The 18,936-nt window shown below is 65.6% G+C and carries 20 protein-coding genes and 1 pseudogene; 9 read left to right on the top strand and 12 right to left on the bottom strand.

All coding sequences use genetic code 11. The features are described 5' to 3' along the window. The first annotated feature begins 74 nt into the window (after positions 1-74). Positions 75-857: a DUF4167 domain-containing protein gene (locus JQ507_00395; protein QRI70042.1), complete on the top strand. Its 783-nt coding sequence runs from the start codon at positions 75-77 to the stop codon at positions 855-857. Between the two features lie 49 nt (positions 858-906). Here JQ507_00395 and JQ507_00390 read toward each other — a convergent pair whose 3' ends face one another. Next, on the bottom strand, positions 907-1,656 hold the full coding sequence (locus JQ507_00390) for a class I SAM-dependent methyltransferase (GenBank protein QRI70041.1): 750 nt from the start codon (positions 1,654-1,656) through the stop codon (positions 907-909). Positions 1,657-1,839: 183 nt separating this feature from the next. On the opposite strand from JQ507_00390, the gene gloB reads away from it, so the two are divergent. Together gloB and JQ507_00380 are read left to right on the top strand one after the other, a co-directional pair. Beyond that, positions 1,840-2,607 (top strand): hydroxyacylglutathione hydrolase, encoded by a 768-nt coding sequence (gene gloB / locus JQ507_00385; protein QRI70040.1) that lies wholly within the window; start codon positions 1,840-1,842, stop codon positions 2,605-2,607. Continuing rightward, positions 2,607-3,038, top strand: a complete 432-nt coding sequence (locus tag JQ507_00380; protein QRI70039.1) for a cupin domain-containing protein — start codon at positions 2,607-2,609, stop codon at positions 3,036-3,038. The genes gloB and JQ507_00380 overlap by 1 nt, the downstream gene beginning before the upstream one ends. A gap of 116 nt (positions 3,039-3,154) precedes the next feature. Here JQ507_00380 and JQ507_00375 read toward each other — a convergent pair whose 3' ends face one another. The 3 genes from JQ507_00375 to JQ507_00365 all read right to left on the bottom strand — a co-directional run bounded on the left by JQ507_00375 (position 3,155) and on the right by JQ507_00365 (position 6,309). Then, positions 3,155-4,021, bottom strand: a complete 867-nt coding sequence (locus JQ507_00375) for an EamA family transporter (protein QRI70038.1) — start codon at positions 4,019-4,021, stop codon at positions 3,155-3,157. Positions 4,022-4,150: 129 nt separating this feature from the next. Then, entirely contained in the window at positions 4,151-4,876 is a 726-nt protein-coding gene (phbB, locus tag JQ507_00370) for an acetoacetyl-CoA reductase (GenBank protein QRI70037.1), read from the bottom strand. A 254-nt stretch (positions 4,877-5,130) separates the two neighbouring features. Beyond that, positions 5,131-6,309, bottom strand: a complete 1,179-nt coding sequence (locus JQ507_00365) for an acetyl-CoA C-acetyltransferase (protein ID QRI70036.1) — start codon at positions 6,307-6,309, stop codon at positions 5,131-5,133. A gap of 313 nt (positions 6,310-6,622) precedes the next feature. On the opposite strand from JQ507_00365, the gene phaR reads away from it, so the two are divergent. Further along, on the top strand, positions 6,623-7,213 hold the full coding sequence (phaR, locus tag JQ507_00360) for a polyhydroxyalkanoate synthesis repressor PhaR (GenBank protein ID QRI70035.1): 591 nt from the start codon (positions 6,623-6,625) through the stop codon (positions 7,211-7,213). Between the two features lie 174 nt (positions 7,214-7,387). Here phaR and JQ507_00355 read toward each other — a convergent pair. Then, positions 7,388-7,840: pseudogene (locus JQ507_00355) on the bottom strand (EAL domain-containing protein). Here JQ507_00355 and JQ507_00350 point away from each other — a divergent pair. Further along, positions 7,817-8,479, top strand: a complete 663-nt coding sequence (locus tag JQ507_00350; GenBank protein QRI70034.1) for a hypothetical protein — start codon at positions 7,817-7,819, stop codon at positions 8,477-8,479. The pseudogene JQ507_00355 and the gene JQ507_00350 overlap by 24 nt on opposite strands. 128 nt (positions 8,480-8,607) lie before the next feature. Further along, positions 8,608-9,258 carry a maleylacetoacetate isomerase gene (maiA, locus tag JQ507_00345; GenBank protein ID QRI70033.1) on the top strand — a complete coding sequence of 217 codons (651 nt, stop codon included), beginning with the start codon at positions 8,608-8,610 and terminating at the stop codon, positions 9,256-9,258. On the opposite strand, the gene JQ507_00340 is transcribed toward maiA, so the two are convergent. Together JQ507_00340 and JQ507_00335 are read right to left on the bottom strand one after the other, a co-directional pair. Beyond that, complete coding sequence (locus JQ507_00340; GenBank protein ID QRI70032.1) at positions 9,255-10,160, bottom strand: LysR family transcriptional regulator; 906 nt, start codon at positions 10,158-10,160, stop codon at positions 9,255-9,257. The two genes, maiA and JQ507_00340, sit on opposite strands and share 4 nt — an antisense overlap. Positions 10,161-10,278: 118 nt before the next feature. Beyond that, positions 10,279-11,970, bottom strand: a complete 1,692-nt coding sequence (locus tag JQ507_00335; GenBank protein ID QRI70031.1) for a bifunctional diguanylate cyclase/phosphodiesterase — start codon at positions 11,968-11,970, stop codon at positions 10,279-10,281. A gap of 219 nt (positions 11,971-12,189) precedes the next feature. Here JQ507_00335 and JQ507_00330 point away from each other — a divergent pair, with 219 nt between their 5' ends. After that, entirely contained in the window at positions 12,190-12,474 is a 285-nt protein-coding gene (locus JQ507_00330) for a hypothetical protein (protein ID QRI70030.1), read from the top strand. Between the two features lie 15 nt (positions 12,475-12,489). Here the strand turns inward: JQ507_00330 and JQ507_00325 are convergent, their stop codons facing one another. The 4 genes from JQ507_00325 to mtgA form a co-directional block, all read right to left on the bottom strand. Next, a complete protein-coding gene (locus tag JQ507_00325; protein ID QRI70029.1) occupies positions 12,490-12,960 on the bottom strand; it encodes a nuclear transport factor 2 family protein in 471 nt (156 codons plus the stop codon). 19 nt (positions 12,961-12,979) lie between these two features. Continuing rightward, positions 12,980-13,600 (bottom strand): hypothetical protein, encoded by a 621-nt coding sequence (locus JQ507_00320; protein ID QRI70028.1) that lies wholly within the window; start codon positions 13,598-13,600, stop codon positions 12,980-12,982. Positions 13,601-13,798: 198 nt separating this feature from the next. Further along, the gene (locus JQ507_00315; protein QRI70027.1) at positions 13,799-13,984 is read right to left on the bottom strand and encodes a 50S ribosomal protein L32; all 186 of its coding nucleotides are present in this window, start codon (positions 13,982-13,984) and stop codon (positions 13,799-13,801) included. Positions 13,985-14,142: 158 nt separating this feature from the next. Further along, positions 14,143-14,814, bottom strand: a complete 672-nt coding sequence (mtgA, locus tag JQ507_00310; GenBank protein ID QRI73123.1) for a monofunctional biosynthetic peptidoglycan transglycosylase — start codon at positions 14,812-14,814, stop codon at positions 14,143-14,145. Positions 14,815-15,014: 200 nt separating this feature from the next. On the opposite strand from mtgA, the gene JQ507_00305 reads away from it, so the two are divergent. Then, the gene (locus JQ507_00305; protein QRI70026.1) at positions 15,015-15,935 is read left to right on the top strand and encodes a polyprenyl synthetase family protein; all 921 of its coding nucleotides are present in this window, start codon (positions 15,015-15,017) and stop codon (positions 15,933-15,935) included. Positions 15,936-16,067: 132 nt separating this feature from the next. Continuing rightward, positions 16,068-16,748, top strand: a complete 681-nt coding sequence (locus tag JQ507_00300) for a DUF1345 domain-containing protein (GenBank protein QRI70025.1) — start codon at positions 16,068-16,070, stop codon at positions 16,746-16,748. Positions 16,749-16,955: 207 nt separating this feature from the next. On the opposite strand, the gene JQ507_00295 is transcribed toward JQ507_00300, so the two are convergent. After that, on the bottom strand, positions 16,956-18,842 hold the full coding sequence (locus JQ507_00295; protein ID QRI70024.1) for a caspase family protein: 1,887 nt from the start codon (positions 18,840-18,842) through the stop codon (positions 16,956-16,958). Between the last annotated feature and the right edge of the window lie 94 nt (positions 18,843-18,936).

Here is an 18,936-nt window from a genome sequence, read left to right as displayed (position 1 = left end):
CTTCTGAGCAATCGGACTTTCTGGAATCGGACTGTGGACGGCAATAACTTCAGGGCTGGAATAAAAGGCGACAGATGAGAAACGGTCAGAACAACAAGCGGATGCGCAACCGGAATAACAACAATAATAACAACAACAATAACCGGCGCGGCCAGAATCCCCTGACACGGGTGTACGAATCGAACGGGCCCGACATCAAGATCCGCGGCACGGCCTCCCACGTTGCCGAGAAATACGTCCAGCTCGCGCGCGATGCACGCTCCTCCGGCGATCCGGTGGCGGCTGAAAACTACTATCAGCACGCCGAGCACTACTACCGGATCATCGCGGCCGCGCAGGAGCAGTTCCGGCAGAATCAGCAGCAGCCGCGCCCCGACGCCGAGCCGGTCGCGACCGAAGACGGCGACGACGACAGCGACGGCTATTCGAGCTTCGGCCAGGAGCCGGGCTTCGTGCCGCAGCAGCAGCCCTTCATGCGCGACAACGGCCAGCAGCCCTTCCAGCGCGAGCAGCAGCAGCAGCCGCGCGAGCACCGCGAGCGTGACCAGCAGCCGCCGCGTGAGCATCGCGAACGCGAGCATCGTCCGCAGCCGCAATATCAGCCGCAACCGCAGAACCAGCCGCAGCCCGCGATGGCCGATGCCGGCGGCGTCGATCGCCTGCCCTCGTTCATCACCGGTGGCGCGCAGCCGCAGGTCAACGGTGGCGCCTATGAAGCCAGCAATGGCGGTGGTGCCGAACGCGGCGAGCGCAGCGAGCGCTTCCCGCGCCGCCGCCGCCGTCCGCACGGTCCGCGTCCCGACATGGCAGCGCAGCCCGCGCCGAGCGGCGACGACTTCAATCCGGGCAACGAGTAAAGCACATATGCAGCCACCCTCCCTTCCAGGGGAGGGTGGCTGATTCACGTCATTCCGAGTGGCTGGATTTGCGCGTCGCCGTCGAGGACGGCACCAACACCGGCCGCAACGACGGGATCAGCTGCGGCCGCTCGCGGCGCGCCGGGATCGCGCGATAGACCTGCTTGCTCGCTTCCACGATATGCACGCCGGCGAAGGGCATCGACAGCGCCGCGCCGACCCGCTCCCACGCCATCGCCGAGCGCAGGAACCAGCTGCCTTGCACCGGCGGCATGAACAGCGCCTCGCCCCATGACGCCGGCGTGAACCAGGTCTGCCGTAACAGCTGGGTGATCTGGGCCCGCGAATAGGGCCGGCCATGGCCGAACGGCGTCGCATCGGTGCGCGTCCAGACGCCGCGCCGGTTCGGGATGATCGCGATCAGCCGCCCCGACGGCGACAGCACCCGCCACACCTCGCGCAGCAGCCGCTCCGGATCGTCGGACATCTCCAGCGCATGCACCAAGAGCACGCGGTCGACCGCGGCATCCGGTAACGGCATCGAGAATTCGTCGATCAGGGTCGCCAACGCGGGGCGGCCGGTCGGCCATTTCAGCACGCCCTGGGCGGCCGGCATGAAGGCAATACAGCGCTCGCAGCTATCACGGAACAGGCCGAGATAGGGCGTCGGATAGCCGAGCCCGAGCACGCGCTGGCCTTCCGCGTTCGGCCACCGCGCACGGATGCCGCGGTTGATCAGCTGCCGCGCCACGATGCCGAGGCGCTGCGAATAGAAATCGCGGAGGTCGATGACGTCCATGATCTCAGCCTACCATGCCCCCTGCCGCCGGGGTGCGCGGAAAATTGCGTTGCCGCCGGAGCGTTAACGCCATATTTCACACCTATATTGGACGCGTTAAGAGCACGATCCGAAAAAGTGGGCATCGGCTTTTCGAGAAGATCATGCTCTGAAGCGTCCGTCCCGTTTGTTCGTGGAGATATCATGACCGCCGAAATTCGTACCTTCAGCTGCCTCACCGACAATTTCGGGTACCTGATCCACGATCCCGTAACCAAGGCGACGGCGTCGATCGACGCGCCGGAAGCCGGCCCGATCATCAAGGCGCTGGAGCGCGAAGGCTGGACGCTGACCGACATCCTGATCACCCATCACCATGGCGACCATGTCGGCGGCGTCGCCGAGCTGAAGCAGAAATACGGCTGCCGCGTCGTCGCCCCGCACGACCAGTCGGCGAAGATCGCCAATGTCGACCTGCGCGCCGCCAATGCCGACGTCATCAAGATCGGCAGTCTCCTGGCCCGCGTGGTCGAAACCCCCGGCCATACGCTCGACCATATCTCCTACGTGTTCGACGGCGAGAAGGCCGTGTTCGCCGCCGACACGCTGTTCTCGATCGGCTGCGGCCGGGTGTTCGAAGGCACCTATCCGATGATGTGGGATTCGCTGCTGAAGCTGCGTTCGCTGCCGGATGATTTCCGCCTGTATTGCGGCCATGAATACACCGCCTCGAACGTGAAGTTCGCGCTCACCATCGAGGCCGACAATCCGCATCTGCAAGCGCGCGCCGAGGAAGTGACGCGGCTGCGCGCCGAGAACAAGCCGACGATTCCCGTGCTGCTCGGCGACGAGAAGAAGGCCAACGTGTTCCTGCGCGCCGACGAGCCTGCGGTTGCGGCCAAGCTGCACATGAAGGGCGCCGACCCGGCGCTGGTGTTCGGCGAGCTCCGCGAGCGCAAGAACAAGTCCTGATGTCACAGCCCTCCGCGGCCGACATCATCGCGCAGCTCGCGCTGAAGCCGCATCCCGAAGGCGGGCATTATCGCGAGACGTTTCGCGACGAGCGCTGCGATGCCGCCGGGCGCGCGCATTCGACCGCGATCTATTTCCTGCTGGCGCGCGGCGAGCGCTCGCATTGGCACCGCATCGACGCCGTCGAGATGTGGCACCATTATGCCGGCGCGCCGTTGACCTTGCGGATTGCGCAGGACGGCGGCCCGCAGCAATCGATCACGCTCGGCGGTGATGTCGCGCGCGGCGAACAGCCGCAGGCGCTCGTACCGGCGGGCGCCTGGCAGGCGGCGGAAAGCAGCGGCGACTGGACGCTGGTCGGCTGCACGGTCGCGCCGGGATTCGAGTTTTCGAAGTTCGAGCTGGCGCCGAAGGGTTGGGAGCCAGCTTAGTAGGATTCTCTCTTGTAGGAGCTGCACTCGTAGGATGGGTAGAGCGCAGCGAAACCCATCGACTTCTCTCCTCGCGGCGAGATGATGGGTTTCGCTGCGCTCTACCCATCCTACATTCATTTCCGCAACACCATGTCCTTCGCCGCGATCAACCCACCGCCGGCGATCAGAACGGCGGCGATGGCGATGTTGGCGCTGGGCTCGGCGAAACCCGCCAGGATGAGGAACGCGGTCGAGAGCAGCGGCGTGGCGTAGGACGCTGCTCCCAGCACGCGGATGTCGCCGCGCTTCATGCCGATGTCCCAGGCAAAGAACGCCGCGCCCACCGGACCGATGCCGAGTGCGACCACTGCCAACCATTGCAGCGGCGTTGCGGGCCACACCGTGGTCTCCACCATCATGTGCACCAGCGCGGCCAGCACTGCGGTGGCAAGGCAAAAGCCCGCCACGGCATCTGTCGGCACCGCCTTGAGCCGGCGCGACATCACCGAATAGGTCGCCCACACGAATGCCGCGACGAAGGCCGCCGCGAAGCCTGGAATCTGTTCCCTGGTGAAATTGCAGGTGTTGCCGGCAAACAGCAGCACGGTGCCGGCAAGGCCAAGCAGTGCGCCGACGATGTGATGGATCGCCAGCCGTTCGCCCGGCAATAGCGAGGAGAACAGCACGATCAACAGCGGCCAGAGATAGTTGAGCAGGCCGGCCTCGGCCGGCGGCGCGAAGCGCAGCGCCAGGAAATACAGCGCGTGATAGCCGAACAGCCCGCCGACGCCGACGACCCAGGCGAGCAGCGGCTGCTTCAAGGCGCCGAACGCGGCAGGGCGCAACAGGAAGCTTGCGAACGCGACCGCAGCGCCGATCGCAAACGTCATGGCAGCAAGCTGGAACGCCGTGATCGCGCCGGTCGCGACCGTCATGACCGACAGCAGCGACCACATCAGGATGGCGGTCAGTCCGACAAGGGTGGCAGTCCGGGTGGTCATTTCAATTCAATCCGTCATGGCCGGGCCGGCCACGTCTTTGCTTCACGCCTCGCGGTTGTAACGACGAAAATGCCCGGCACAAGGCCGGGCATGACGCATTGATCGAGGTCGCGTGCGGCGCTGCGCCGCTTACGCGTGATACTGGCCGCCGTTGATGGTCAGCGTCGAGCCGGTGATGAAGCCGGCATCGTCGGCCGCCAGGAAGACCACCGCGCGCGCGATCTCCTCAGGCTCGCCGAGGCGATTGACCGGGATCTGCGGAATCACGTTCTTCTCCAGCACATCCTTCGGCACCGCCTGCACCATCTCGGTGTTGATGTAGCCGGGCGCGATCACATTGACGGTGATGCCGCCCTTGGCGTTCTCGATCGCCAGCGCCTTGGTGAAGCCGATGTCGCCGGCCTTCGCCGCTGAATAATTGACCTGGCCGAACTGGCCCTTCTGGCCGTTAATCGAGGAGATCGAGATGATGCGGCCGAACTTGCGGGCGCGCATGCCCTCGATCACCTGGCGCGTCATGTTGAACAGCGAGCCGAGGTTGGTGTTGATCACGGCATTCCACTGCTCGAGCGTCATCTTGTGGAATGCGGTGTCGCGGGTGATGCCGGCATTGTTCACCAGCACGTCGATGGGGCCGAGTTCGGTCTCGACCTTCTTCACACCGGCCGCGCAGGCGTCGAACGATGCGACGTCCCACTTGTAGACGGGAATCCCGTTCTCCGCCTTGAACTTCTCCGCCGCGGCGTCATTGCCGGCGTAGCTCGCCGCCACGTTGTAGCCGGCCGCTTTCAGCGCCTTGCTGATAGCAGCTCCGATGCCCCGCGTTCCGCCCGTCACCAATGCAACACGTGCCATGTCCGTCTCCTCCTTGGCCGTCTTTTATAACCGGATAACTCCGGTCTACGCACTCACAACGAAGCGCGATGAGATCGTCGCGCTTCCGCTCCCTTTTTGAGCATGATCCGTTCGGAAAACCGCTTCACACTTTTCCGGATCATGCTCGCGCAAAACAAAAATGCCCGGCGCAAAGCCGGGCATCTTTTCTATCAGTTCGCGCCGTGGTTGACAGATGATCTTTTCATCACCTAGCCGGCCTCGCTGCCTTTTGTTCAGTCGCGTGCAACGCACATGGCGATGCCCATGCCGCCGCCGATGCACAGCGTCGCGAGGCCCTTCTTGGCATCGCGCTTCTGCATCTCGTGCAGCAGCGTGACCAGCACGCGCGCACCCGACGCGCCGACCGGATGGCCGATCGCGATCGCGCCGCCATTGACGTTGACCTTGGCCGGATCCCAGCCGAGGTCCTTGTTGACGGCGCAGGCCTGCGCGGCGAACGCCTCATTGGCCTCGATCAAATCGAGGTCGGCGATGTTCCAGCCGGCCTTCTTCAGCGCCGCGCGCGAAGCGGGGATCGGACCGGTGCCCATGATCTTGGGATCGACGCCGGCCTGGCCCCAGGAGACGATGCGGGCGAGCACCTTCTTGCCCTGCTTGGCGGCTTCCTTGGCGGTCATCAGCACGACGGCGGCGGCGCCGTCATTGATGCCGGAGGCGTTGCCGGCGGTTACGGTGCCGTCCTTCTCGAAGGCGGCGCGGAGCTTGGCCATCGCGTCGAGCGTCGCGCCGTGGCGCGGATACTCGTCGGCATCGACCACGATGTCGCCCTTGCGGCTCTTGATCGTGACCGGGACGATCTCGTCCTTGAACTTGCCGGCCTTCTGCGCCGCCTCGGCCTTGTTCTGCGAACCGACTGCGAACTCGTCCTGCTGCGCGCGGGTGATCTGGTACTGCTTGGCGACGTTCTCGGCGGTGTTGCCCATGTGGTAGCCGTTGAAGGCATCCCACAGGCCGTCCTTGATCATGGTGTCGATCAGCTCGAGGCCGCCCATCTTGACGCCGCCGCGCAGATACTGCGCGTGCGGGGCCATGCTCATCGACTCCTGGCCGCCCGCGACGACGATCGAGGAATCGCCGTTGAGCAGCGCCTGGTAGCCGAGCGCGACCGTGCGCAGGCCGGAGCCGCAGAGCTGGTTGACGCCCCAGGCCGGGCTTTCCACGGGAATGCCGGCCGCGATGGAGGCCTGGCGGGCCGGGTTCTGGCCCTGCGCCGCGGTGAGGATCTGGCCCATGATGACTTCGGAGACCTGGCCGCCCTCGACGCCGGCACGCTCCAGCGCCGCCTTGATGGCAATCGCGCCGAGATCGTGAGCCGGTGTGGTCGCGAATGCGCCGTTGAAGCTGCCGACCGGGGTGCGGGCGGCGCTGACGATGACGACATCGTCTGACATGGACATCTCCTATGGGTTGTAGCTGGGTTTCTCGACGGCGGGCGGCCGGTTTGGCTGGCCTGTCTCTTAACGGCTATCCTGTAAAGCTCATTGAGGCATGTCAATCAAACTGTGGCGCAAATCGCGCCGCGACGCACTCAAAATGACGCCCTTGGCACATTCCTGAGCAAATCCTATGCTTTGGAATTAACCGCACAGCACAAAACGGTAGCCGAACCGCTTTGAAAATGCTTACCTTTGCTGCGATGCGTTGCATTTAGCCCTGCGGCGATGCCGTCGGGTTCCAGGTTCTTCGGTGTTGAAGTGAGAGCCCATGGCAAAATCTGAACAACCGACCACGATCAAGAAATACGCGAACCGGCGGCTCTATAATACCGGTACGAGCACCTATGTGACGCTCGAGGATCTCGCGGCGATGGTGAAGGAAGGCGAGGATTTCCTCGTCTATGACGCGAAGACCGGCGACGACATCACCCGCTCCGTGCTCGCGCAAATCATCTTCGAACAGGAGAACAAGGCCGGGCAGAACCTGCTGCCGACCACGTTCCTGCGACAGCTGATCCGGTTCTACGGCGACAGCATGCAGATGGTGGTGCCGAAATATCTCGAACAGTCGATCGAGACGCTGACCAAGGAACAGGAGAAATTCCGCAAGCAGATCGCGGGCGCCCTGAGCGGCACGCCGTTCGCTCCCCTGGAAGAACAGGTCCGCCGTAACATGGAGCTGTTCCAGCAGACCTTCTCGATGTTCAAGCCGTTCGTGCCGCAGCGCGGCGGCACTGAAGCCGAGAAGGTGCCGGAGCCCGCGCCCGACGACGGCAACATCGACGACCTGCGCCGCCAGATGAAGGACATGCAGGAACGTCTCGAGCGCATGTCGCAGCCGGCGAAGAAGGACGAGTAGCTTTTCGTTCTCCAGCGCGGACCTCACCGCATCGTCGCCCCGGCGAAAGCCGGGGCCCATAACCACAGATCCATTGTTGTTGCCCGAGGCGTCTCCCGGATCGCCTCATTGAGAAGCCGCGGCGTATGGGTCCCGGCCTTCGCCGGGACGACACCGTTTGTTGGGCAATCCGAGTCAGCCCGCGGCGGGCACAACCTTTTCCGCCGGCACGTTCCACGGCCGGTCCGGCGAGGCGAGGCCGATCAGGCGGCCCTGAATGAAGTCGCAGCCCCATTCGCGCAGCATCACGGCGGCTTCCTCGTCCTGCACCCATTCGGCGACCGTCTTGATCTCAAGCCGGCGCGCAAGATCGATCAGCGTCTGCACGAAGGCGCGATCGTCGGCCGAGCGCACGATGTTCTGCACGAAGGCGCCGTCGATCTTGACGATGTCGACGCCGAGCTTGCGCAGGTTGCGGAACGAGGTGTAGCCGGCGCCGAAATCGTCGATCGCGATCCGGCTGCCGAAATTCTTCAGCCGCGTGACGAAGCCGCGGACGTCGTCGATGTCCTGGATCGCGACGGTCTCGGTGATCTCCACGATCAGCCGCTCGCCGACGCCGGGATGCGCGCGCATCAAGGATTCGATTGGAAGATCGGCGCCGTCTCGGATACGGGCCGACCGCTCGTGATGCGCAATCGATCGCTGTTCATATCAGGTAAATGGCGCGACGTATCGACGACCGCGAATAGCCTGATTGCGCCACTCACACCGGCATTCCGCCCCGTTTGCGGCGTGATCTTCTGTGACCGGGTGATGAGGGATCTCGGCGTTGTCGAGCGCATCCTGCCGACCGATGCAGATATCCGCCACGAATGGTTCGACCTTGGAGATTTTTCCGGACTGATTGCTGGGCAATCTCCCAGTGGCCGCTTCATCCATGGCCAGAGCCAGGCCATTGTCGACGTCGCAACCGGCCGCACGCTTCTGCGCACCGAGCGCACTGGCGACTTCTCGGTTGACGGCAGTCGTCTGATCGACGGATTTACCCTGCGGGATATCTCGACCGGCAAGGCCCTCTGGACGCTGCACGAAACGCCGCACGGCGGATTCGTCATGATACTCGCCGATGGCCGGGTTCGGCTGTCGCCCGGCGCCGAAAGATACATCAAGCTGGTGCGTGGCTTCGAGGTGAAGCCATTTGATGATGCCGCGCGGAAGCAATTCGAACTGCCGCACGGTCTCGCGCCGTGGCTTGCGACATTTGGCCCGCGGGCGCGGCGCTGAAGCACCTCCCCGCGCCCCGACAGGGCTTGCGGACGCGCAAGCCCTGATTGCCGCACGGCAATCGCATCACCTGCGACGCACCTCGCGGGGTCCGCTACAGAGATTGCCTCCGACAGAAGGCAATCCCGATGACCATCCAGCTCTACGGCTTCTGGCGCTCGAACGCGGCATTCCGCGTCCGCGTCGCGCTTGCGCTCAAGAACCTCGATTTCGAGGAAATCGACATCGACATCCTCTCCGGACGCCAGTTCGATCCGGGCTACGCCGAAGTCAACGCGGAGCATGTCGTCCCCACCCTCGTTCATGACGGCCGCGCCATCTTCCAGTCGCTGGCGATCATCGAATATCTCGACGAGATCCATCCCGAGCCGCGGTTGCTACCGGCCGACCCAAGCGAACGGGCCTATGCACGATCGCTGGCAATGATCCTCGCCGCCGATGCGCATCCCCTGACCGTCCCGCGCGTCCGCAAGCATCTCGCGCAGGCGTTCGGCGCCGATGCCGCCGCCATCGAGACATGGTGCAGGCATTGGACCGCCGAGGGACTTTCGACCTACGAGCGATTGCTGACGCGGCGTCCGGCGGCTTCCTTCGCGCTGGGACCGGCCCCCACGATCGCCGACATCAGCATCGCGGGCCAGGTGGCCCTCGCCGACGTCTATCGCATGGAGCTCGCGGCATTTCCGGAGGTGGCGGCGCTGGCGAAGCGATGCTTCGCCTTGCCGGCATTCGCCGAAGCGCATCCGTTTCAGCAACGGGGCTACAATCCCGCCGGCTAGATCAGAGCGCGATTGCGCGAACGTCCTTCGAGCAATTGCCGACGCGCCGTCAGCCCCTGCCCCACGATATCGAAGAAGGCGCGGACGCGGGCGGTGTTGCGCAGATCGCGGTGGGTGATCAGCCAGAGTTCACGCGTGAGCGCGGCCTCCGGGACGGAGACGGTTTCGATGTCGGATTCCTGATCGCCAAGATAGCAGGGCAGCAACGCCATGCCGATGCCGGCCTTCACCGCCATCATCTGGTTGATCAGGCTGCTGGAGCGATACACGATCTGATCATTCGGCACGGTTGCGGTGAGCCAGCTCGCCGCGGCCGCGGCCGCCGAACTATCCCAGCCGATGAAGCTGTGGCCCTCGAACGGGGCGCCGCCGGGCCGGCCGCGGTCGGCCAGATAGCGCGGGCTCGCGTAAAGCGCCCACGCCGTCTCCGCGATCTGCCGTCCGAACAAGTCGCCCTCAGACGGGCGCGTCGCCCGGATCGCGATATCGGCCTCGCGTCGCAGCAGGTCGAGCTGGCGGTTGTCGACGAGCAGCTCGAGCGTGATCCCCGCGTGCCTCGACCTGAACTCCGCGAGCAGATCGTTGAGGATGCGGTAGGCCAGCGATTCCGAGCAGGTGATCCGCAAATTGCCGGACAGCCGAGCGTCCCGGCCGGTGACGTCGCGGTCGACCGCCAGCACCTCCCTCTCCATGCGTTCGGCGGCGAGCAGCATCCGGTCTCCGGCGTCCGTCGGCGTATAGACGCCGCCGTTTCGCTCGAAGAGCTGGACCTCAAACCTCGCCTCGAGCGCGTTGAGCCAGCGAAAGATCGTGGAGTGGTCGTTACCCAGCTCCTGCGCAGCTCCCCTGAGCGAGCCGGCCCGGCTGATGGCAAGGATCAGCCGAAAGTCGTTCCAGTCCATGCCGCGATGCTCTCCGGAAAAAGCGCAGCCGCACGATTCGGGCGCACGCTTGCGCTGCCGGATATGAGGTGCGGGGGCCGGGGTCAACGCAATGACCCGCGTGGCAGGTATAACGACGTCAGCCCGCGGCGGGCACGACCTTTTCCGCCGGCACGTTCCACGGCCGCTCCGGCGAGGCGAGGCCGATCAGGCGGCCCTGGATGAAGTCGCAGCCCCATTCGCGCAGCATCACGGCGGCTTCCTCGTCCTGCACCCATTCGGCGACCGTCTTGATCTCAAGCCGGCGCGCAAGATCGATCAGCGTCTGCACGAAGGCGCGATCGTCGGCCGAGCGCACGATGTTCTGCACGAAGGCGCCGTCGATCTTGACGATGTCGACGCCGAGCTTGCGCAGGTTGCGGAACGAGGTGTAGCCGGCGCCGAAATCGTCGATCGCGATCCGGCTGCCGAAATTCTTCAGCCGCGTGACGAAGCCGCGGACGTCGTCGATGTCCTGGATCGCGACGGTCTCGGTGATCTCCACGATCAGCCGCTCGCCGACGCCGGGATGCGCGCGCATCAAGGATTCGATGGTGGCCCACCAGTCCGGATCCATCGTGGTGTCCGGCGAGATGTTGAGGCTGAGCTGCACATCAGGGGCCGCGGCGAGCTCGGCGATGGCGAGCTCCAGCACGCGATGATCGACCAGCCGGATCAGGCCGAGCCGCTCGGCGACCGGCACGATGTCGGGCGCGAGCAGCGCACGGCCGTCGTCCTGCTCCATGCGGACCAGGCACTCGTAAAACGACGGCTGCCGCGAGCGCGCATCGACTACCGGCTCGAAGCCGATCACGATGCGGCGCTCGTTCAGCGCGGTGACGATCTCGTCGGTGACGCGGATGTTGACGCGGCGCTGCGCGTCGCGCTCGACATTCGGCTTCCACAGCGCGAACGAACCGGCGCGGCGGCTCTTGGCGGCATCCAGCGTCTCCTGGGCGCGATTGACCGCCTCTTCCGCCGACTTCGCATGGCGCGGGATGGTGACGGCACCGATCGATGCGGTCACCGATACCGGGCCGGACCTGGTCGGCACCACCTCGTCGCGCACCGCGGCGAGGAAGCGCTCGGCCGCGACGTTGGTATCGTCGACGGTGCAGTTGCGCAGGATCAGGCCGAACTTGTTGCCGGAGAAGCGGCCGAGCATGTCGCCGCTGCGCAGCCGGGCGCGAATCCGCTTCGCCACCTCGGCGATGACGGCGTCCGCGACATCGAAGCCGAAAGCGTCGTTGACCCGCGCCAGATGATCGATGCCGATCAGCATGAAGGCACAGGAAGTGCGGAAGCGCGCGCACTCCTCGATGCTCTCGGCGAGCGAGGCGACCAGATGGGTGCGGTTGAGCTCGCCCGTCAGCGGATCGTGCCGCGACAGTTTCAAGAGCTGCTCGTCGCGGGCGTGGCGTTCATTGTTGACCCGGACGATGCCCTGCACCCGCGACGGCCTGCCGTCGGGGCCGGCAAACCAGCAGCCGGTCTCCTCGATCCAGATCACCGGCGCCGATGTGACGCTCCGTACGCCATATTCGATCCGGTAAGGCACCGGCTCCCCGCTTCGCGACGGCGCGGCGTGGCCGAGCGCGTCCACGCGAATGCTGCGCGACGGCTCGATCAGCTTCGCGAGCTCGGCGCCGCTCGCCAGCGCCGCGACCGGGATGTCCGGGAACACCGTCGCCACATTGTCGCTCCAGGCCATCGCGTCGCTCGCCAGGTCCCAAGCGAAGGTCGCTTGGCCGAGCGAGGCGAGGATGCTGGCAGCTGGCGGGACAGGGGGCATCGAACATGTCTCGATTTGGGACGGCACCCGGTGATTCTCCACAGCCTCAAGATAGTGGTTCCGGCGAATCCAACGCTAGGAGAAGTTGATAAATAATCTGGAAACCACGTTTTCGACTGCCGCGGAACGAACTGGGGATGGCGGGCATGACCCTTGCCATGAGGGTGTTGCAGAGGGACGCAACGTCCCAAACTATGACGCTCCATCGGGTCGCAGGCGATGTTTGATATCGATCAGTCAGAGGTCCTCGACGGCGAGTTCACCGACACTGCCGCCGTGACCAGCACGGCGCTGGTGCCGCTGGCCGTGACCACCCATTGGGCGCCCAAGATCCCGCTGCCGCACGGGGACCCGTCATTTCTGGCTCACCTGATCGCAACCGCCGCGCACGAGCCGCAGACGTGCGGGCTGCGGCGTGGGTCATTGGCCGACGCACAGACCGCCTACGGCCCGCATATCGACGAACGCCGCAGCGTGACGCGACGCACCCGGCAGATCATCTAGCAAACCATCGCGCGATCAGCGGGCCTTGACCGGCCGGTTGCCGTGACTGTCCTGCGGCACGCCGCGGCGCAGCGACATGTGGGAATGGATGCCGAGCCAGCGCCCGTCGGCCTGGCGCGCGAGGATGATCGTCGCCCGCCCCGGCCGGTCGAAGCGGCTGCCGTCCGGATTGAAGCCGGTGCTGGTCCAGGGCGTGATCACCGTCGCCATGCCGCCATCGGCGCTGATCAGCACCTCCGTATGCGCGAGATCGAAGGCGAAATCCGCGGTGCGGGGCCAAACGTTGTCCCACTGCATCTCGGTCCAGCGCGTGCGGCCGTGGATCAGTTCCTGATAGGTGCCGAACGAGATGATGTCCGGATGCCAGAACGGGCGGGCGGCCGCATAGTCGACCGCCCTGACGCAGGCAGCGAACCGTTCGAGCCAGTCGAAGATCGATTGCGTTGTCGTCGGATCGGCGATCGGAAGGGGCGCGTGTTCGTTCATGGCTCCCTCCGAAAACACGCTAGCGTTGCGGCCCGTCCGATGACGGGTGGCCGCCCGGCTGCAGATCCGGCGAGGCGACCGTCGGCTTGGGCGCAGACTGATCGAGCAGCACGGATTCCGCGACCGATGTCGCCGGCGGGACCGGTGCAGGCGCCGGAGCGGCGACAGGCGCGGGCTCGGGCCGCGGTGCAGGCTGCGCGACAGGTGCAGGCTGTGGTGCCTCGGGCTGCGCCTTGCTGACGCTCGGTGCCGGCGCCGCAGGCGCGACCACCGCACGGCGGCGGGTGCGCAGCGCAATTCCGGAAATGAAATCGACCAGCGCCAGCAGCGTCAGCAGGCAATAGGTCGAGTTGCCGAACTTCGGCCACAGCACGAATTCGGCGGCGGCCGCGCCGAACACGATCAGCGACAGCAGATGGTCGGTGAGATATTTCGCGCCGGGGCGCGCGCCCTTGATGACCTCGAGCAGCAACAGCAGCACGCCGGCGGCAAGCAGCATGTCGCTGAGCGTGATCTGCCACTGTTCGCCCGACAGCAAGGTCAGCCTGATCAGCGGGTCCGTGAAGGACACGCCGGGCATCAGGAAAGCGATGATGTTGTAGACCGCGAGCGGAACGAGCAGCAGCGGAAAACCGACCATCGGGGCTTGCGCCTTATTTCAGGGAGAACCAGCAAAGCGGCGATGGCACTTGCCTCGCCGCGGACGCGCGTCTTGACCGCACTCGTTGGCCGAATTCAGGCGCAGCGCCGTTTGATTGGAGCACAACCTTATCGGAAAACCGCTACGCACTTTTCCGGGTCATGCTCGCGCCTCCGCGGCGCGGCAGCCGAAGTCCGATCAGGACTCTTTCTTGGCCTTCAGGACCTGGCGGCCCTTGTACATGCCGGTCTTCAGGTCGAGGTGGTGCGGACGGCGCAGCTCGCCGGAGTCCTTGTCCTCGACATAGGTCGGGGTCTTGATCGCATCGGCCGAACGGCGCATGCCGCGACGCGACGGCGAGGTTTTTCTTCTGGGAACGGCCATGACGGTGTCCTCTAGGGTGTTGCGGAGGCATCGTCCGAAATACGGACGTGGCTCAGCGCTTCGAAGCGCAAGCTGCGATGCCGGTAAGGCCGCGCTTATAGAGGAAGGCACTCCGTAAAGCTAGGGCCGGAGACAGCAAAATGCGCCCGAAATCGCGCTCAATCGCCGCGATTGTCGCGCCAGCACCGCGTCACGGTATTGGCCCGGGCCATGTAGGTGCCGGACAGCCTGCGCACCCCCGGCCCCGGGTTCCGGGCGCTCCTTTTGAGCGGATTCGGCAGAATCGCCGCCAAAAGCGCGGCTTCCCGGGGCGACAGCGCCGCGGCGGACCGGCCAAAGGCATATTGGGCGCCGGCTTCGGCGCCAAACTGCCCGGCTGGGCCCATTTCCGCGATGTTCAGGTAGATTTCCAGGATCCGCTGCTTCGGCAGCACGAAGTCGATCCAGAGCGCCAGCGGCAGTTCCAGCCCCTTGCGGATCACGCTGCGGCCGGACCACAGGAACAGGTTCTTGGCCACCTGCTGGGTGATGGTCGAGCCGCCGCGGGCCACCTCACCGTCCTCGGCATCGTTGACCGCCTCGCGCAGCGCGCCCCAATCGACGCCCCGGTGCTTGCAGAAATGGGCATCCTCCGAGCTGACCACGGACCGCGGCAGGTAGGGCGACATCGCGCCGAAATCGACCCAATGCCGCGTGACCGGGGCGCCTCGCAGGGTCCGCCACGCCATCAGGGCCGAGACCGGCTGACCGGTGCGGTAGAACGGCGTCACCAGATAGGGCAGCAACAGCACCGCCAGCAAAACCAGCAATAAAATTCGGACAATGCGCAAAACGAGGGTTTCCGGGGAGGACCTCTCCAGCAACGATTTGGCACCCGCCCGCCAGGACACGGCCGGCACCGTCAGACGTCTGTGGGATAATTCACGGTTTTTCCAGCACTTTTAAGGCGCGAATCCATAGCAGGGTGGAATTGACGAAGCCGATCTCATCAACGATTGTCCGGCCGAAAATCGATCTGGAGCAATTCTTAATGACGACCGGTACTGCAGAGTTTTCCAAGCGGCTGGACCAGACCGCGGAGGATACCGAAGCCCTGCTCGCGAAACTGCTGTCCGACGCGACCGAGAGCGACGAGATCGTGCGCCCGAAGCGGCTGATCGAGGCGATGCGCTATTCAAGCCTCGGCGGCGGCAAGCGGCTGCGGCCGTTCCTGGCGGTCGAGAGCGCCGCGGTGTTCGGCATCCCGCGCGAAGCCGCGCTGCTGGTCGGCGCCGCGCTGGAATGCATCCACTGCTACTCGTTGATCCATGACGATCTGCCGGCGATGGACAATTCCGACCTGCGCCGCGGCCGCCCGACCCTGCACAAAGCCTATGACGACGCCACCGCGATCCTCGCCGGCGACGCGCTGCTGACGATTGCCTTCGACATCATCACCCGCGATGCGATCCACAAGGACGCTCAGGTGCGTCTGCTGCTGACCCGCGCGCTGGCCCGCGCCTCCGGCGTCGGCGGCATGGCCGGCGGCCAGATCCTCGACCTCGCCGGCGAAGGCCGTTTCGGCGACCGCGAGCCGGTCGACGTCGCCCGCGTGCAGCAGATGAAGACCGGCGCGCTGCTCCGCTTCGGCTGCATCGCCGGCGCGATCCTCGGCCAGGCCTCGCAGAAGGAATACCAGGCGCTCGACGATTACGGCAAAGCGCTCGGCGAGGCCTTCCAGATCGCCGACGATCTGCTCGACGTCGAGGGTGACGCGGCCGCACTCGGCAAGCCGGCCGGCGCCGACGCCGCACTCGGCAAGACCACCTTCGTCACCCAGCTCGGCATCGACGGCGCCAAGCAGCGCGTGCGCGACCTCTTGGCGCGCGCCGATGCCGCACTGTCGGTGTTCGGCGATCGGGGCGACGTGCTGCGCGCCGCAGCCCGCTTCGTCGCCGAGCGCAAGAACTAGATCATGATGCGAATCGCATCATGATCTAATCTCTTTTCTGAGCATGATCTCCGCGCAAACGCGTTGCGTTTGTCGCGAGGGAAAACCGGACTCCACTTTTCCGGATCATGCTCTAACTGGAAATCGCCCGAAATGAACAAGGAATTCGACGACCGCCTTGTTCGTTTCCGCAAGCTGCCGATGCCGGTCCGCGTGGTGGTGGGCCGGCCGCGCACCTTCACTTCGATCGTGGTCGGCATCGTCGTCGCGCTGTTGATGCCCGGCTCGCTACGCCTCGTCACGCGCCTGCTTGCCGGCTGGGACGCCTTCGCCGCGCTCTACCTGGTGCTCGCCTATCTGATGATGCTGCGCTGTGGCGTCGCCCACATCAAGCGCAGCGCCATCCTGCAGGACGACGGCCGTTTCCTGATCCTGCTGCTGACCGCGTTCGGCGCGCTGGCGAGCCTGTTGGCCATCGTGTTCGAGCTCGGCGCCTCCAAGGGCAGCCCGGCCGGACTGGCGGTGGCCATCGTCACCATCACGCTGTCATGGGCCATGGTGCACACCGCATTCGCGCTGCACTACGCCCATGAGTTCTATCGCGGCAAGACCCCCGGCGGATTGCAGTTTCCAAGCGGCGATGCGCATACCGACGTCGACTATTGGGACTTCGTCTATTTCTCGTTCGTGATCGGCATGACCGCGCAGGTCTCCGACGTCGGCATCACCGACAAGATCATCCGCCGCACCGCGACCGTGCACGGCATCATCTCGTTCGTGTTCAACACCGCGCTGCTGGCGCTGATGGTGAACATCGCGGCGAGCTTGATTTAGCGCGTTATCAATTGGATCGAACGGTTCGGCCACGGACTCTCGTCACCTCTCCCCGACGGGGAGAGGTCGATTTGCGCAGCAAATCGGGTGAGGGGCCGCGGCGCTAACGAGAGACCGCAATCCCTCACCCGGCGCTGCGCGCCGACCTCTCCCAAGGGAGAGGTGAAGTACCGCTGCAGCTGCAGCTCAACCTAATCTCCCCGGGCGCTAGTTGCAGACCTCGACATTGCCGACGTTTCCGCCGGGGCCGCCGCCGCCGCGGTATTCGAGATGGCAGCCGCGCCTGACCGGACGGCACAGATAGGCATCGCACGTGATCTGCCCGCTGCCGCCGCCTTCCGCCCTCGCACGGCCCTGCGGGCGCGGAATGTCGGCGGACGGGAGCTGCGGCTCGCGCTGCGGGCGGAACGCACGGTCCTGCTCGCGGCGCGACGGGCGCTCGTCGCCGTCGCGTTTGGCGACCGGCTTCCGCTCGCGCCGTTTTTCGCATTCATTGTCGTCGTTGAGGAACGAGCCCTCGGCACACACGATCGTGGTGCAGCGATCGCCATCGGCCCTATAGCCGTGCTCGCAGACCAGCGGACAGACGCGGGACTGCTTCAGCCTGACGGCATCGAGCGTGTCGACACTCGCGGCCTTGACGTCGAGTCTGGTGCCGGCATAGCGGTTGAACAGCGTCAGCGAGCGCTGCGACGCCGCGTTCCAGTCGCCATCGACGGCGCCGGTCAGGCAGCCGACGCGGCGCAATTCGGTCTGCACCGATTTGACTACGTCGGCCTCGGGCGCCCCGGTGGCGAGTGCCGCCACGGTCGTGGTCTTCTCAGGCGGAGCTGATGGCGCGGCCGCAGCCGGCGTTGCCGATTGATCGGCAGCAGCCTTGTTCGCCGCGGCGCGATCGGCGAGCGCAGCATCCGCCTGACGCCTCTGCTCGGCAACCGTGGCCTGCTCCTGCGCGACCTGCTTGGCCCGTTCGGCGGCAAGACGCGCGGCTTCGGCAGCCTTCGCGTCGGCCTCGGCCTTCGCCTGCTGCGCCTTCTGCGCGCCCTCGGCGGCAAGCCGTGCACGCTCCTGCTCGGCCAGACGCGCCTTCTCGGTGGCGGCGACGCGCGCGTCCTCGGTCGCGAATTTATCGAGCTGCAACCTGGCGAGGTTGGCGTAGTAGCCATTCGGATACTGCGCGAGGAAAGCATTCATCGCGCTCTTGTTGCCGATCTGCAGCGCGAGCTCGTAGTCGCGCCTGGCTTCCGACTGCGGCGTCGGTGCCGACATCGGGGACGCGGCAGCGGCGACGGGCGCCGGCTTGGCTAGTGCCGGCACCAGCGGCACGTCCTCGCCGCCGAGCGAGCCATAGACGAACGGCTCCTGGCGGTTGTTGGTGGTCTTCAGCACCTCGTCGCGGACATAGCCGAAGGCGCGACGGACATCGAGACCGGGCGTCGGCAGGAACTTCGACAGCGCGATCGTGAACGGGCTGTTCTTGCCGTCGCCGTCGGCCGCCGTAGACCCGGCTTTCGCCGAATAGGCGATCAGCACGTTCGGACTGGTCGGCTCGACCTTGGCGAGGCCCTGCCCGATCGCCCGGGTCGCCAGCGTCCGCTTCATGGTCTTGGCGAACGGGTTGTCGCGGCAGGCATCGAGGATCACCAGCCGCAGCTTCCGCGCCGGCTCGATCGCGACCAGGATACGGTCGAGCGAAAACGCCTCGTCGTAGACGTCGGTGTCGCGCTCCAGGCGGGCATCGACCGGGATCAGGTAGTTGGCGCCGTCGACCTCGATGCCGTGGCCGGCGTAATAGACCAGCGCAATATCGGCATCGCGGGCGAGGTCGGCGAATTCGCGCAGTGCGCGGCGGGTCTCGACCGCCGGCAGGTCCTTGCGGAAGTCGACCGTGTCGAAGCCGGCATTCTTCAGCGTCGCTGATATCACCGAGGCATCGTTGACCGGGTTGGCCAGCGGCGCGGTGTTCCGATACGCCGAGTTGCCGAGCACCAGGGCCACGCGCTTTTCCGCGAAGGCGGGCTGGCAGACGATCAGCAGAACGGCCGCGACGGCGAGCAGCAATCGATTCAATTTCAAGAACCCAGACCTGTTCATGGCGATACTCTGGCGGTTTTCCAGCATGCAGGTCCGAATACCAGAATCAAGCGCGGCATTTTGTGAGGCGCCTCACGATCCGCGCCGGCGTCGA

It is taken from the genome of Bradyrhizobium sp. PSBB068, from assembly GCA_016839165.1.
Classification (GTDB): domain Bacteria; phylum Pseudomonadota; class Alphaproteobacteria; order Rhizobiales; family Xanthobacteraceae; genus Bradyrhizobium.
This window is presented reverse-complemented; position numbering and strand designations above follow the sequence as displayed.

What these genes read in the sequence shown, in the direction of transcription:
- JQ507_00395 (QRI70042.1), top strand. Translation starts at nt 75, where the DNA reads ATGAGAAACGGTCAGAACAACAAGCGGATGCGCAACCGGAATAACAAC.
- JQ507_00390 (QRI70041.1), bottom strand. Translation starts at nt 1,656, where the DNA reads ATGGACGTCATCGACCTCCGCGATTTCTATTCGCAGCGCCTCGGCATC.
- gloB (QRI70040.1), top strand. Translation starts at nt 1,840, where the DNA reads ATGACCGCCGAAATTCGTACCTTCAGCTGCCTCACCGACAATTTCGGG.
- JQ507_00380 (QRI70039.1), top strand. Translation starts at nt 2,607, where the DNA reads ATGTCACAGCCCTCCGCGGCCGACATCATCGCGCAGCTCGCGCTGAAG.
- JQ507_00375 (QRI70038.1), bottom strand. Translation starts at nt 4,021, where the DNA reads ATGACCACCCGGACTGCCACCCTTGTCGGACTGACCGCCATCCTGATG.
- phbB (QRI70037.1), bottom strand. Translation starts at nt 4,876, where the DNA reads ATGGCACGTGTTGCATTGGTGACGGGCGGAACGCGGGGCATCGGAGCT.
- JQ507_00365 (QRI70036.1), bottom strand. Translation starts at nt 6,309, where the DNA reads ATGTCAGACGATGTCGTCATCGTCAGCGCCGCCCGCACCCCGGTCGGC.
- phaR (QRI70035.1), top strand. Translation starts at nt 6,623, where the DNA reads ATGGCAAAATCTGAACAACCGACCACGATCAAGAAATACGCGAACCGG.
- JQ507_00350 (QRI70034.1), top strand. Translation starts at nt 7,817, where the DNA reads ATGCGCGCGCATCAAGGATTCGATTGGAAGATCGGCGCCGTCTCGGAT.
- maiA (QRI70033.1), top strand. Translation starts at nt 8,608, where the DNA reads ATGACCATCCAGCTCTACGGCTTCTGGCGCTCGAACGCGGCATTCCGC.
- JQ507_00340 (QRI70032.1), bottom strand. Translation starts at nt 10,160, where the DNA reads ATGGACTGGAACGACTTTCGGCTGATCCTTGCCATCAGCCGGGCCGGC.
- JQ507_00335 (QRI70031.1), bottom strand. Translation starts at nt 11,970, where the DNA reads ATGCCCCCTGTCCCGCCAGCTGCCAGCATCCTCGCCTCGCTCGGCCAA.
- JQ507_00330 (QRI70030.1), top strand. Translation starts at nt 12,190, where the DNA reads ATGTTTGATATCGATCAGTCAGAGGTCCTCGACGGCGAGTTCACCGAC.
- JQ507_00325 (QRI70029.1), bottom strand. Translation starts at nt 12,960, where the DNA reads ATGAACGAACACGCGCCCCTTCCGATCGCCGATCCGACGACAACGCAA.
- JQ507_00320 (QRI70028.1), bottom strand. Translation starts at nt 13,600, where the DNA reads ATGGTCGGTTTTCCGCTGCTGCTCGTTCCGCTCGCGGTCTACAACATC.
- JQ507_00315 (QRI70027.1), bottom strand. Translation starts at nt 13,984, where the DNA reads ATGGCCGTTCCCAGAAGAAAAACCTCGCCGTCGCGTCGCGGCATGCGC.
- JQ507_00305 (QRI70026.1), top strand. Translation starts at nt 15,015, where the DNA reads ATGACGACCGGTACTGCAGAGTTTTCCAAGCGGCTGGACCAGACCGCG.
- JQ507_00300 (QRI70025.1), top strand. Translation starts at nt 16,068, where the DNA reads ATGAACAAGGAATTCGACGACCGCCTTGTTCGTTTCCGCAAGCTGCCG.
- JQ507_00295 (QRI70024.1), bottom strand. Translation starts at nt 18,842, where the DNA reads ATGAACAGGTCTGGGTTCTTGAAATTGAATCGATTGCTGCTCGCCGTC.